The sequence below is a fragment of the Chryseobacterium ginsenosidimutans genome (assembly GCF_024807225.1).
Lineage (GTDB): Bacteria > Bacteroidota > Bacteroidia > Flavobacteriales > Weeksellaceae > Chryseobacterium > Chryseobacterium ginsenosidimutans.
Window position 1 is genome coordinate 3,196,222 of record NZ_JANUCO010000001.1, and the last position, 14,420, is coordinate 3,210,641.

Here is a 14,420-nt window from a genome sequence, read left to right on the forward strand (position 1 = left end):
TGCAATTTAATGTTAATCTTTGCGTTTAAAAAAATTTAAAGCTTATTAAGTTTTGGCTAAATAAAGCCAATGATAATTCTTTACAATGAAAAACGGGCTTCCTTCGACAAGCTCAGGATGACATACCCGTTCCTATTGAATATTTATATAATCTTAAAAATTTTATTTCACTCTAAAGTTTTGTAAATCCTCCGGTTTTTCACAGCAAACCTGTTCCATTACCTGTCTGAACTGCATTTTAAGCATTTCAATAATATGATCGCCACCTTTGTCGCCTAAAGCACCGACTGCATACATAAAAGTTCTTCCCATAAAGGTAAATTCGGCACCACAGCTTAAAGCGCGGGCAACATCGGGACCGGTTCTCACCCCACTGTCCATCATTATTTTGATCTGTCCTTTATATTTTTCACTGATATCTTTGACTACGGCAATCGTAGATTCTCCTGCATCAAGCTGTCTTCCTCCGTGATTGGAGATGATCATTCCGTCGAATCCTAAACGAACAGCTTCTGCAGCATCTTCGTCGGAAGCGACCCCTTTAATGACCAATTTTCCTTTCCATTTGTCACGAATTGCTTTTATTCTGTCTGAATTTAATCTGCCGGAAAAAGTAGAATTCATGAACTGCCCCAATTGTTTCACGCCCATATTTTTATCCATGTACTTTTCCATGGTCTTAAAACTTGGAACGCCATGTTTCAGAATTTCCAAGCACCATTCTGGTTTTGCCAACGCTTGCGAAACGTTTCTGAAATTCAATTGAGGTGGCATTGCCAAACCATTTCTGATTTCCTTTGCTCTGTATCCAAAAGTCGGAACGTCTGCCAAAACTACCAAAACATCGTATCCTGAAGCTTCACAACGGTCGAGAATATCGTCACGCAACCACTCTTCTCTCGGATGATATAATTGATACCAAGCTTTTCCTTCCGTTAGTTCGGAAATTCTTTCAAGACTGCTTGTTGTTACGGTACTTAAAATAAAAGGAATATTATGCTTAAAAGCTGCTTTTGCTAAAATTTCAGGAGCATTTGGCCACATTAATCCTTGTAAACCTACAGGAGAGATCCCAAAAGGAGCGGAATATTTCACTCCGAATAATTCCGTTTCCATATTGGCTTCCGCATAATTATTGTTCAGATATTGCGGACGAAGCAAGACTTCTCTCAGTTCGCTCGTATTTCTGTCGCGGTTTATATTTTCATTACAACCGCCGTCCAGATATTCGAAAGCGAAACGGGGCATCTTTTTTTTAGCTCTTTCAATTAACAATTCAAGCGAAGCGTAACGGGTATCAAATGGAAATGCCATAAATAGTTGTTGGTTGTTGTTAGTTATTGGTGTTTAGTTTTTAGAAATAAAACTTTCGACTCATTAACTAATTAATTACAAATTAAGGATTAAAGGTTGAAGCACTTTCATCTGATAATGCTGCTGTAAAAAAGTTTCGTCTATTTTCTTGTTAGAAATCACCATGGAAGCTCCCAACGCAGAACCCAGCGGAGAATGTGTAGACATCACATTATAATGCTGGAAATGGTGAGACATCAGTTTCATAAAAACATCATTATCGGTGAATCCACCGTCAATGTAAATGTTTTCAATGTCTGAATTACCGATGGCGTTTGTGATGGTATGAATCTGTAAATCCATCAATTCGATCATCAATTGGTGATAGGCTTCTTCGAAAGTGGAGAATGAATTTAAGTCTGTTTCACTGATCATTTTTCTTTTTAAAATAATCCCTTCAAAGCGGAAATAAATATTTTTATTTTTCATTAAACGCAAATACAAATCCTGATCAAACTGTACTTCTCTGTGGAAACCATATTCTTTTCCGTAATAAGCACACAGTTTTTCGACCTGAATTTTGTATTCATTTCCCATGAAAAAACGGGATGCTTTCACACGTTTTCCATCGATTCGCATATAATTCAGACAGTTGTTTTCTATATCTTCATCCGTTAAACTTTCATCATTAAATGGATTCAGAGAAATACTCCAAGTTCCTGTTGAAAGCAGTAAAAACGGTTCTTTTTTGCTTAAAATATAAGGCAATAGCGCTGAAGAACTGTCGTGAATTCCAACGCCTATTTTAATTTTTTTGTTTCTGTAAGAAGTATTGATACTCGCGGAAGTCGGTACAATTGGTGGCAATAAAGCATCTATTTCTTCTTCATACACCCAGTCATGATAATCAGCTTTATCGTAATCCCACAAATTGGTGTGACAGCCTATCGAAGTAAATTCCGACACACAAATTCCGGTAAACAAATACGATAAATACTGAGGTAAATGAAGACTGTAACGGATTTTTTTGAATATTTCAGGATGCTTGTATTTTAACCAAAATAATTGTAATCCAGAATTCAACATTCCTGCTTGAGGAGATGCTGTTTCGCGGGCAATTTTCAGTTTGCTGCCATGTTTTTCGTAGAATAAATCAAGAATTTCATCGTCCATCGGTTTGGTGTAATTGTACAATGGTGTCAGAACATTTCCTTTCTGATCAAGATGCACAAAACTCGCTCCGTAAGTGGAAAAATTGATGGCTTTTACTTCATACTTTTCATTGTCAAGAATGGCATTAAAATTATCTTTTATCCAGTTTTGCAGGGCTGCAAGATCTTCTGTAGGATAACCATCTTCATCAATTGTGAGCGGTAATTCTGTATATTCACGAACAATTTCTTGATAATTTTTATCAAATAAAAAGAATTTTTTATTGGTTTTTCCAATATCAAATACTATGGTTACCTTCTTTTTTTCGGACATTCTTGTAATGAATTAATTTTTATATGATGAAATGAAATATTTTTTTCTCTTTATTTTAAACACAAATATTACAAATATTTTCTCACTAATGACACAAATTATGATTCGTGAAATTTGCGTAAAGAATTTGTGCTTATTCGTGTTTTATAATTAAATTTCATTTAACTAAAACCATTAAGGAGTGTTCAGATCGTAAGATGCGATAAGAAAAAATCCACTAATTTCTTAAAGCAGCAATGCCTAAAACCCTACTCATCTAAACACTTTCAACCTTAATGATAAAAATATAAGGATACATATAATAAAAACTTTCGATTGCACTCAAAAGTTGAAATTATCAATTTTAAAAACAGGATTTTATAATCCCGTTGCTTTGGTTTCTAACCCTCTTTCGGTAATTAAATTTTCTCTTACCTTTAAGTTTCTGTAAGCCGCGATCGGATCTAAAGCCGCTCCTGTCTGCAATCTTGCAGCTCTTAGTAACGGACGAACATCTGTTCTGTAAGCATTCTGCAAAATATCTTGTGCACCAACGACATCATTGTTTAATTGTGCTGTTTTTAATGCTTTCTGATCAACTAAAAGTGCTGTCGCATACGCAATTAAAATAGCTTCCAAAGACTGTAATAAATCTTCCAACGGATCTTTGATGTTGTGACTTGCATCGATCATCCAAGCCGGATAAGGATTGTTTGGATTATTTTCCATTCCATACACCAATTCGTTGAAAATCAAGAACAAAGCATAAGGTTTGATAGACCCAACCGTTAAGTCATCATCTCCATATTTGCTGTCGTTGAAGTGGAAACCACCTAATTTTCCTTTGTACATTAAGGTTGCAACGATCTGTTCGATATTTGTATTTGGCAAGTGGTGACCCAAATCTACCAACGTGTAAGCTCTTTCACCACAAGCATTTGCCAACATAAACGACGTTCCCCAATCCTGAATTGTTGTTGAATAGAAGTTTGGTTCGTAAGGTTTATATTCGATGAAAAGTTTCCAGTCTTCAGGCATTCCTGCGTAGATTTCTTTTAAACTTTTTTCAGTATTTGATAAAGCGGTCTGGAAATTCAATTGTCCCGGAAAACTTGCGCCGTCTGCCAACCAAACGGTTAAGCTTTTTGAACCTAATTCTTTTCCGATTCTGATCACTTCTTTGTTGTGTTCTACGGCATACGCTCTTGAATCCTCATTCACAGCATTCAAAGAACCGAATTTATACGAATGTTTTGCTCCGGCTTGATCCTGAAATGTGTTGGAATTCATCGCATCAAAAATAAGTCCGTGAGAAGCAGCTTTTTCTTTAATAGCCGCTACATCACTTGGAATATCCCATGGAATATGCAACGAAACAGCTCCTGCAGAATGTGTTAAAGCGTGAATTAATCCAACGTCATCTAATTTTTGTTCTAAAGAAGAAGGTTCGCCACCGTAAGAAAATCTTCCGAAACGAGTTCCTCCAGCTCCTAAAGCCCAACTTGGAATTGCCACTTGAAAATCAGCAATTTTGTTGACAATCTCAGCAACATTTGCTCCTGATTTTGTTAATTTATTTTGTAGGAAATCGAAATCTGTAGTAAAGTTTTCAATTTCGCTTTTATTGTATTGTTCAATGATATCTTTTCCTATAATCATGATTTGATTTTTTAATTAACCTTGTCAAGATTTTGAATCTTGACAAGGTTGAATTGATTGATTAAAATTAGCATTAAATATTGATTTCGAACCCTTAATTACTTTCGAATCCCTCTCGCAGCCCGACCTGAGTGGAGCTCTTTTTGTGAGGAGTTACGACGAGCAAAAAAGCGGGAACGGAGGGCGGATTAAGCTGCCCAAATAAAATATATTAATCAATAATTATCTCGGGAAAGCATTCGCCATTCCTCCATCTACATTGATGATGTTTCCTGTTGTTTTATCTAAAATAGCAACACAAGCGAAAACGCCGTTTGCAATGTCTTCAGGAAGAATAATTTCGTTTAATAAATTTCTTTTTGCGTAAAATGCAGGGAGTTCTTCAACAGAAATTCCGTTTGCTTTCGCACGACCTTCTGCCCAAGCTCCTTCCCAGATTTTGCTTCCTACGATAACTCCATCAGGATTTACCACATTCACACGGATTTTATCTGAAGCCAATTCTGCCGCCAATAATCTTGTCATGTGTTGTTGAGCCGCTTTTGCAGTTCCGTACGCCACGTTATTTGGACCGGCAACTAAACCATTTTTACTTGCAATATTTACGATATCTCCTCCTAAATCTTGCTTTTTCATGATTTCCACTCCATTTTTCGCCATCAAGAACTGACCTTTTACCAATACGTTTTCAAGTAATTCCCAGTCTTTTGTTGTTGTGTCTTCCAACGATTTAGAGATCGCTAAACCAGCAGAATGAACCAAAATATCTACTCCACCAAAAGCTAAAATAGTTTCTTTGAAAGCATTAGCAATCGCATCTTCATTGGTTACATCACACGGAACACCTACCGCCTGATCTTTGCTGTATTTTTCTGTAACAGCATCCAAAGCTTCCTGATTTAAATCTGTGAAAACAACAACGGCACCTTCCTGAACCATTTTATCAGCAATAGCCTGTCCGATTCCACCTCCTGCTCCGGTTACGATCGCGATTTTTCTTGAAAGTGGTTTTTCTTTCGGCATTCTCTGAAGCTTAGCTTCTTCAAGCAACCAATATTCGATGTCAAATGCTTCCTGTCTTGGTAATGATGTGTATTCAGAAATAGCTTCTGCTCCACGCATTACGTTGATTGCATTGACGTAAAATTCGTTGGCAACACGAGTCGTTTGCTTATCTTTTGAGAAACTGAACATCCCCACTCCCGGATAAATGATGATCACCGGATTCGGATCACGCATTGCAGGACTGTTTGGATGTTTACACGTTTCGTAGTATTCTTTGTATTCTTGTCTGTATTGTTCGAAAAGAGGATTTAATTTATCTAAAATAGCTTTAGAATCACTTAAATCTTCATTTTTATCTAAAGTCAATACTAAAGGCTGAATCTTCGTTCTTAAAAAGTGATCCGGGCAAGAAGTTCCCAATGGCGCTAAACGCTCCAAATCATTACTGTTGATGTATTCTAACACAACATCGCTGTCTGTGAAATGACCCACCATTCTGCTTTCAGATGAAGCTAAACCTCTCAACAATGGCATGATTTGAACCGCTTTGTTCTTACGCTCTTCCGCTGGAAGAGACTCTACTTTTTGTCCGCCAAAAACCTGTCCGTTTTCTTCGATTTTTTTAGCGATATATTCAGAAGCCATTTCAATAACTTCTAAACTATTGATGTAAGATTCATAAGAAGTGTCTCCCCAAGTGAATAATCCGTGGCTTCCTAAAACGATTCCTCTGATTCCAGGGTTTTCAGCTAAACATTTTTCTAACTGTAATCCTAAATCAAAACCAGGACGTTGCCAAGGAACCCAACCCATTGTGTCTCCCCAGATTTCTTTGGTAATTTTTTCGCTGTCTTTAGCTGCAGCTACTGCAATTAAAGCATCCGGATGAAGGTGATCGATATGTTTGAATGGAAGTAAACCGTGAAGAGGCGTATCAATAGAAGGCGCTTTGCTATCCAAATCAAAAATACAGTGATTGAATAAGCCTACCATTCTGTCTTCATCTTCTAAACCTTGGTAAACATTTTTTAAGTTTCTTAATCTTTCTGTATATAATCCGGCAATTCCTTTTCTCGTTAAAGTTCCGATGTCGCCACCTGAACCTTTTACCCACATTACTTCAACTTCTTCGTTGGTTAATGGATCTTTTTCAAGTGTTTTGCAACTGGTATTACCTCCTCCATAGTTGGTAATTCTTAAATCTGCTCCTAAAATGTTTGATCTGTATAAAAATAAAGCCACCTGATCATCTCCTAAAGATGCCGCTTTATTTTCGTCCCATAAATAGTCTACGTACTTGAATGTTTTTACTTTTTCCATTATTTACTTATATTTCTAATTTCTACCCAAAATTAGAGCCTTATATTTTTTACAGCATCCCGTACTATACTGGTAAATACTGCTTTTAAAGATAAATTAACGTTATATTCTTTGTCCCTTAATTCTTCCTTAAAGTTTATCTATAAGAATCTGGTTGAGTTATTTCTAATTAATATTTTGTGATTAAAAGGTCGTATAAAATTTAACCATTAAGAAAAATTAAGGAAAACATCAGAGACATTTTTTAAGCGTAATGCTTACTAAACCTTATTTTTCTTAATGGTTAATAATAAATTTTATGTGTTAATTTAATTAATATCCAGGAAGCTGAGACAGATTCGGATTATCAACCAACGGATGACCTGCAGAAGCTGATGCAAAAGGAAGCAACTCTGTTTTATTCGGTACAAATCCGTAGAAAAGACCATCTCCACCGCCTTCGATCCAGTTTGGATAAGTTCCTCCGTTTTCAGCAGAACCTGTTGGTTTCGTATAGATAATAGCCCCAACCTGAATAGCATTAAATCCACCTACAAATCCTACAGCTTTTCTTGCATTCCCGTTAAAAGTACTGGTATACGCTTCAAACATCTTCGTAGGATACCATTTGTCACCAGCAGCTATCGTTTGTCCGTGTGCTGTAACTATACTTGCCAAAGCTGTCTGATATGCCGCAAAATTTGCAGCAGCCGTAGGAACGTTTTGAACGACTGCAATTTCTGCAGGGCTTGTTATTTCAATATATTTAAGTGCCAAGAATGGATCTCCATAAACCTGTGCATTCTTTTCAAATTTATAAAGACGTAAAGCAGGTGTATTAGCATATTGACCAGTTTTGTTCGATAAATTTTTCATTGCTTGTTTTGTAGCATCAATTTCGCTAGCAATACGATTCATACGAATTAAATCGGTACGAAGATTAAATTCTCCTGCAAATTCCCATTTACGCTCCTGAACAATAGCACTTTCGAAGGCTTGTTGACCGCCTGGAACTGGTACTGAACCTATTCCTGCACGGTTTCTCACCTGCATTAAAGCGGCGATTCCCGGAGCAGTAGGTCCGCCGTTTAGGTAATTTTGAGTTTCTGCATACATTAATAAAACATCTGCGTATCTAATAATCGGAATGTTTAGATTACGTGCATCTGCAGCCTGTGGCGCAACACCCCATCCCATTCTGAATTTACCTGGTAAAATACATGAGTAGGTAGTTCCTACATTCACCCAAGTGTCTGTTGCTGCCCCAGAATTTAAGAAATAAATACTGTAAGAAGTACAAGAAACATCTCTACGCGTATCACCAGGATTAAATGACAGATAATAGCTTGGTAAAATAAACTGTAATGCTTTACGTGAACCATAAGTTCCTCCACGAGAGCCTTCCATCGCATAGACCCCAAAAGCTGAGTTTGTATTAGGTCCGTATTCTGCGATATGCCAAAGCATTTCCGGATCGCTTACTCCAAATTTTCTTTGGCAGAAATTGAACCATAAAGCTTCAAAACCACTCTTACCGCTTTGAGCCTGTACCAAACTGTTGGTACCACCAGTAATTACAGCTGCTGCTGCTGCATCTGCAATTTGATACAATTGCTGAACTCTTGCATTGTCAGGACGACGAGACATTGTACCAGGAGCTCCTGTGTTAAGATCCCATCTTAGAGAATACCCTGCTGCATACAAAGCAATTCTGGCTAACAAAGCATTACCAGACGATTTTTTCAAACGCTCACTTGTTCCGGTAGTCGGCAAATCATTTATTGATCCCTGCATATCAGCGATGATACGATCGTAGATTACATCACGGGAAGTACGTTTTGGATATAGAGTATTAGGATCATTAGGATCTGCTTCTACTAATGGGATCCAAACTGCAGGAACATCTCCATAAACTCTGATCAAATTATAGTAACAAAATGCACGAAGAGCTTTTACTTCTGCTAATAAGGCATTACGTCTTGGACTTTCCGCCATCTTACTTAATCCGCTGATCGCAATATTAGTTCTCTCAATAGACGCGTACATTACTGAATATACCCCTGTAAGTGTATAAGGTGTTTTTGCATCATAGAAATAATTACAAATATTGTATTTGGAATTATTTGTTGTACCATCTTCCGCAGAGTGAACCACCGTATCACCAGCTCCTAATTGATAATACATCTCTGTAGGAATTATCCCTCTGTAACAACCTTGAACATAAATGTCTGCAGTATCCAAACTTTGAAACACCGATTCCGTATCAGATGTGTTGGTTGATGGCTGATTCAGAAAATCATCACTACACGAATTAATACTTAATGCGGCGATAAAAAAAGATGGAATTACTACTAAGCCTTTTATAAATGTGGATTTAATTATATTTTTCATGATCTAAATATTAAAAAGTTAAATTGATACCAAGAACATAACTTCTTGAACGTGGATAGGCAGAGCTATCATATCCTGGTGTTATCGAAACACCCGTTGCTGATGCTACTTCTGGGTCATAGCCAGAATAACCAGTAATCGTAGCTAAGTTATTAACTGTAAAATAAATACGCGCATTAGTTACTGCAATTTTTTCTAGAAATTCTCTATTCAAACTATACCCAAGAGTTAACTGAGCAATTCTAAGATAAGACCCATCTTCCACATAATATGAAGAAGGATAAGTAATGTTGGCAGTATTCGTATTGCTTAAGCTCCAAAGACTTGAACCTTCATTAGGATTAAGCTCTTTTAATCTTACTAAATTATTAGTTGCTTGTCCTGTATTAGGATCAATCAAATGATAGTAATTATTTCCAAATTCTGTAGGGACATTCTGGTATAATGCATATGGACTCAAACTTTGTTTAGTTGCATTATAAATATCACCTCCAACGCTGAATTTCATAAATACCGACAAATCAAAACCTTTATAAGAAAAATTATTACTGATACCCCCAATAAAATCTGGCGTACCATTTCCTATTTTTACCAATTTTCTTGTAAACTGATCTCCAGCTTCGTTATCTGCAGCAAATTTCATATCTCCAGGTTTAGGAGTTCCTGTTGAAGGTTTCACAACGCCAGGTTTTAGCGTCAATGTTCCGTTTGGTGCCTGAGTAAAATCATCAGTCGTATAAATTCCCTGATAAACATATCCGTACATATCTCCCAACTGTTGCCCTACCGTGGCATAATAAGTTACCTGCCCAGCTCTGTTACTTCCTACAGTAAATTGTCTGAAATCCCTTCCCTGATCAAGAGAAGTCACTTTAGACTTATTAAAACCAATATTAGCATCTGTCGTCCATCTGAACTTCTCCGATTTTAAATTGACTGTGTTAAGTGTGAATTCGTATCCTTTATTAGTCATAGTTCCAACATTCTGATATTGGTTTGAATAACCTGTATGAGCTGGGAGTATGGTTAATAATATCATGTTGGTTACATCATTTTTATAATATTCTGATGTTAGTTTTATTCTATTATTGAAAAATGCTAAATCTATCCCAATATTAGTCGATTTCATGGCTTCCCATTGCAGATCGATATTACCATAGGTTGGGCTCGTGACATAAGCTGGGTTACCTATTGTATTATCCAAAGGATAGTCTGTAAGTATAACATTGGTTCTCCACAAGTTGCTTGGAACATCGTTGTTTCCAGTTTCCCCATATTCAAACCTTAATTTAAAATCGTTGATAATATTATTAATCTTATGGTCTTTCCAGAATCCTTCCTGAGAAACACGCCATGCAGCAGCTCCAGAAAGAAACGTCCCATATTGGTTATCACGATAAAACTTAGAAGATCCGTCACGACGTATTGTACCTGTTAATAGATATCGGTTATCGTAATTATAGTTTACACGTCCAAAGTAAGAAAGCAGAGTTATCGGAGCTGGTTTGTCCACACTTTTATCTCTTACTGTAGCATTATCGATTTGATCCAGCCCAAAGTTTACAAATGGAGGGAATTTACTTAATGAAATAGTGTTACTTTCAGATTTTCCATATATTGCTTCCGTACCGGCAAGGACAGTAAGTTTATGCTTTTCGGCAAGAGTTTTATTATAAGTTACTGTATTAGTAATCTGATAGCTGTAAGATTCACCATTGCTTATACTTCCATTGATTCCTGTATTCACAGGATCTGTGAGGAATGCTTTGGAGTTTTCATCAGAAAATGCAGTAGATTTGCTGCTATTCCAAGTATATTGTCCCGCGGTTCTGAATGTGAAATCTTTCAGGAAATCAATCTCCAAACCAACATTGGCTACAAATGAACGTGAACGCTTATTAGCTGTAGAAGCATTATTTTCTATATAAGGGTTTTCTGTATCATAACTGGAATCGAAACCAGAAAAATCACCAAAAGTTTGTGTATTGTATAACTGATCTAATGAAAATTTAGTTCCACCATTGATAGGCTGTAGAAGCACCTTCTTCATTCCACCGTATGATCCTCCTCCGTTTACAGAATTGGAAGTAAACATAGAACCAAAATCTACTCTTACCCCTTTATAAAGTTCGGATTTGATATTAGCACGCAAAGAGTTGCGGGTTTCATCATGATTGGCAAGAATACCTTGTTGTTTATTATAATTATAACTGATAAACACCTGAGTTTTCTCACTACCCGCAGAAATATTGAAGTTTTGGTTTTGAGTCAACCCGGTTTCCGCCAAATACCTTATCCTGCCAATCCAATGAAGGAGCAGATGCGTAACGACTGTTGATCCTGTTATATACTCCTGTATAAAATCCCGGTGAATCTGTTCCCAAACTATTATCGAAAACATTGCTCCACTGTGCGGCTTTTCCTCCGAGTTGTGCTAATTCATATTGATATTTTACATAATCTTCTGAATTGGAAAGCATATCCAGTTTCTTGGAAAGCATATCAAAACTCATAAAAGAGTTATAATTAACCGTAACCTTTCCCTTTTTACCACTTTTAGTTTTAACTATTATGATACCGTTAGAACCACGCGAACCGTAGATTGCGATGGCTGAAGCCCCTTTTAATACATCAATACTTTCAATATCATTAGGATTGATAATATTCAAAGCATTATCCAATTGGAAACCATCTACAATATATAAAGGATCTGTACCTTGAGTGATAGAAGCACCACCACGAATGGTTACATTGGCTCCCGCTCCCGGTGCACCACCTCCCGTGACAATATTCAATCCGGCTGCTCTACCTTGTAATGCCTGTAAAGCATTCATTGCCGGTGTTGCAGCTAAATCTTTTGCAGATACTGAAGATACAGATCCCGTAAGATCTGATTTTTTTACTGTTCCGTAACCGATAACAACCACTTCTTCAATATCTTTTGTGTTTTTTACCGTATCCTTTACAGCCTTCTGCCCCCAAAGGAAACTTGTTGAAAGCATAAATGCCGGAAACACTATACGCTTAATATCCTTGTGTTTAATTATTAAAGACATATATTAATTTTTATTTATGTTACCAAAGTACACTGTTAGAAAAGTTTTAGCATCCTGCCTTATCCTGTATTATGAAATTCTTAATTCATCTTAAAAATTTATAAATATTTGATATAAAAATAAAAAATTACAACATTTTAATGATAAAAAATTGATAAAAACTTAAAATTCATAAAAATTCCACATAGTTAGATTTATCTTTTATTGTGAATTATACTTACAAAAATGCGTGCAATCACCAAAAAAAAGACACTGATCTTTATCAGTGCCTTAAAAGAGCTAGATTCTAACTCTGAACTATATGAATAGAATAAAAAGTATCAATTATAAATATTGCAGAAAAAATTTATTTCAAAGAATTTCCGTATCCTACAATTAAAATAGAAATAAACATCACGGTCATTCCAATCGCAATGGTAGTAGTCGTTTTTTTCGAAACTCCTTTCCATTCTTTGATGATAACACCCCATAAATTGGCAATTAAAATAATGAATGCCATGTGTAATATCCACGAACTTGCACCGTTCCCCATTTTACTTTCTCCCATACCATAGAAGAAGAAACTGTAGAAACCACATCGTCCCGGCAAGTGCGCAAAAGATGAGATTTTTTACAACAGGTACATTTTTCTTAGTATAATCTGTATAAGATTTATTTTTAATCGCTAAATACAAACAGCCGATCAGATTGACTGCCATTCCGCCCCAAAGGACAACGACATAGGTTACATTGTTTTGAAAAAGGAATTCTCCCTGTCCCGGATTTGCCAGTTTCCAAGCTTCGTTAGCTATATCTGCCATTGGTTTTCCTGCTTCCAGTCCAAAATTAAAACAAGCACTTAAAACGCCCGATATGATGGAAACAATTAATCCTAATCCAAATTTATATTCTGTTTTTACTTGTGTCCCATGAGGATCTAGTGAATCTGTTTTCAGTTCTTTTTCCTTCATCATCCCTGCTTTTCCACTGATGACGATTCCTATGACGCAGACAAAAAGTCCCAATAGAACCATTTGCCCCCATTTATTAGACATCAGTAAACCGATATTGTCTTTTCCTGTGTGCGGAGAAAATTCATAATAAATTGATGGAACGAGCGAGCCAAACACCATACAAAGTCCCAAAATAATGCTGCTCCCAAGCGCAACTCCCAAATATCGAACGCCTAAACCATAAGTAAAACCACCGATTCCCCACAAAGCGCCGAACAAAAACGTAAGTCCTAATATAGAAGAACTCTCACTCTGAATGATTCCCCAAAAATTAGGAATGGTAAGAAATGCTGCCAATGGCGGAACAATGATCCAAGAGACAACTCCTCCTATTAACCAATACGTTTCCCAGTTCCATCCTTTTACTTTTTTATATGGTAAGTAAAAACTTCCTGAAGAAAACCCTCCTAAGAAATGGAAAAAAATTCCTAATAATGCATTCATAATTTATCTTATGGTTAGAATTTGAAAATTAGATATATGAAACCGATTGCGCATCTTGTAGTGTCATGCAATTGATTTTATTGCTTTCTTTTCAGCAATAAAACTAAGGTTTTTTCTTTAATTATTAAATAATCTTTAATTTATTGAAATCTATAATTAAAGAATAGTTTAACATAAAGATTTTCCATTTACTTCATTTTAATTTCAAGTTTATTTAGACTTTTCATTTTGGTTAGTTTCTACTTTTTTTCTTCTAAATTTTGCCTAGAATTGCATAAACGTAGTCCAAATCATTATTTTACGTTATAATTTTCCACGTTTTCCTCCTGATTTCTATGACAAATAAGGCGTTGAATTGATTGTCATGTGTTGAAAAAACAACAAAAATCCTAGCCCCGATTGCAATGAAAATCCTTTTTTGCAAAAAAAGATTGCAATGGAAAGCGGGAAATTGCTCCTAAAAATAATCATAAAAGTACAATTCGACGTAGTCAAATAGCTTCAAATAAAAAGTTTATTAAGTAAAAATGAGGTGAATAAATTCGCTTAAGTTATATAAATCTTTACGCAAAAAAATAAGGCTTTAACCAAATTTTTATTGGCTAAAGCCTTATAAATAGACTTTATTTATTAGTCGGACTAAACCCGAACCTATTGATTTCCCACAGATTTCGCAGATTTGCACAGATGTTTATGCTATATTTTATTGAATTGCCAAATTATACGCAATTATCTGTAAAATCTGTGGGAATAAAAACGTTATTTCAATTTATAAACTTCGCTACTTGCAAGCAATAGACAACCTAAGCCATAGTCT

Annotated in this window: 9 protein-coding genes; all 9 read right to left on the reverse strand. The window is 36.0% G+C overall.

What is annotated here, in order from left to right; translation table 11 throughout:
* Positions 1-162: 162 nt before the first annotated feature.
* Positions 163-1,314 carry an alpha-hydroxy acid oxidase gene (locus J3D55_RS15050; RefSeq protein ID WP_259132317.1) on the reverse strand — a complete coding sequence of 384 codons (1,152 nt, stop codon included), beginning with the start codon at positions 1,312-1,314 and terminating at the stop codon, positions 163-165.
* A gap of 75 nt (positions 1,315-1,389) precedes the next feature.
* Positions 1,390-2,778 carry an FGGY-family carbohydrate kinase gene (locus J3D55_RS15055; RefSeq protein WP_259132318.1) on the reverse strand — a complete coding sequence of 463 codons (1,389 nt, stop codon included), beginning with the start codon at positions 2,776-2,778 and terminating at the stop codon, positions 1,390-1,392.
* 357 nt (positions 2,779-3,135) lie between these two features.
* On the reverse strand, positions 3,136-4,416 hold the full coding sequence (locus J3D55_RS15060) for a sugar isomerase (protein WP_259132319.1): 1,281 nt from the start codon (positions 4,414-4,416) through the stop codon (positions 3,136-3,138).
* Positions 4,417-4,638: 222 nt separating this feature from the next.
* On the reverse strand, positions 4,639-6,741 hold the full coding sequence (locus J3D55_RS15065; RefSeq protein ID WP_259132320.1) for a bifunctional aldolase/short-chain dehydrogenase: 2,103 nt from the start codon (positions 6,739-6,741) through the stop codon (positions 4,639-4,641).
* Between the two features lie 312 nt (positions 6,742-7,053).
* Entirely contained in the window at positions 7,054-9,111 is a 2,058-nt protein-coding gene (locus tag J3D55_RS15070) for a RagB/SusD family nutrient uptake outer membrane protein (protein ID WP_259132321.1), read from the reverse strand.
* Positions 9,112-9,121: 10 nt separating this feature from the next.
* Positions 9,122-11,398 (reverse strand): SusC/RagA family TonB-linked outer membrane protein, encoded by a 2,277-nt coding sequence (locus J3D55_RS15075; RefSeq protein WP_259132322.1) that lies wholly within the window; start codon positions 11,396-11,398, stop codon positions 9,122-9,124.
* Complete coding sequence (locus J3D55_RS15080; RefSeq protein ID WP_259132323.1) at positions 11,346-12,167, reverse strand: TonB-dependent receptor plug domain-containing protein; 822 nt, start codon at positions 12,165-12,167, stop codon at positions 11,346-11,348. Before J3D55_RS15080 ends, J3D55_RS15075 begins: the two co-directional genes overlap by 53 nt.
* Before the next feature lie 346 nt (positions 12,168-12,513).
* Positions 12,514-12,714, reverse strand: coding sequence for an L-rhamnose/proton symporter RhaT (locus J3D55_RS22360; RefSeq protein WP_310467102.1), 201 nt, complete (start codon positions 12,712-12,714; stop codon positions 12,514-12,516).
* On the reverse strand, positions 12,701-13,603 hold the full coding sequence (locus J3D55_RS15085) for an L-rhamnose/proton symporter RhaT (RefSeq protein ID WP_310467104.1): 903 nt from the start codon (positions 13,601-13,603) through the stop codon (positions 12,701-12,703). Before J3D55_RS15085 ends, J3D55_RS22360 begins: the two co-directional genes overlap by 14 nt.
* Between the last annotated feature and the right edge of the window lie 817 nt (positions 13,604-14,420).

Coding starts and splice junctions, on each gene's coding strand:
- J3D55_RS15085 (WP_310467104.1), bottom strand. CDS start 13,603: ATGAATGCATTATTAGGAATTTTTTTCCATTTCTTAGGAGGGTTTTCT.
- J3D55_RS15060 (WP_259132319.1), bottom strand. CDS start 4,416: ATGATTATAGGAAAAGATATCATTGAACAATACAATAAAAGCGAAATT.
- J3D55_RS15070 (WP_259132321.1), bottom strand. CDS start 9,111: ATGAAAAATATAATTAAATCCACATTTATAAAAGGCTTAGTAGTAATT.
- J3D55_RS15050 (WP_259132317.1), bottom strand. CDS start 1,314: ATGGCATTTCCATTTGATACCCGTTACGCTTCGCTTGAATTGTTAATT.
- J3D55_RS22360 (WP_310467102.1), bottom strand. CDS start 12,714: ATGGGAGAAAGTAAAATGGGGAACGGTGCAAGTTCGTGGATATTACAC.
- J3D55_RS15065 (WP_259132320.1), bottom strand. CDS start 6,741: ATGGAAAAAGTAAAAACATTCAAGTACGTAGACTATTTATGGGACGAA.
- J3D55_RS15055 (WP_259132318.1), bottom strand. CDS start 2,778: ATGTCCGAAAAAAAGAAGGTAACCATAGTATTTGATATTGGAAAAACC.
- J3D55_RS15080 (WP_259132323.1), bottom strand. CDS start 12,167: ATGTCTTTAATAATTAAACACAAGGATATTAAGCGTATAGTGTTTCCG.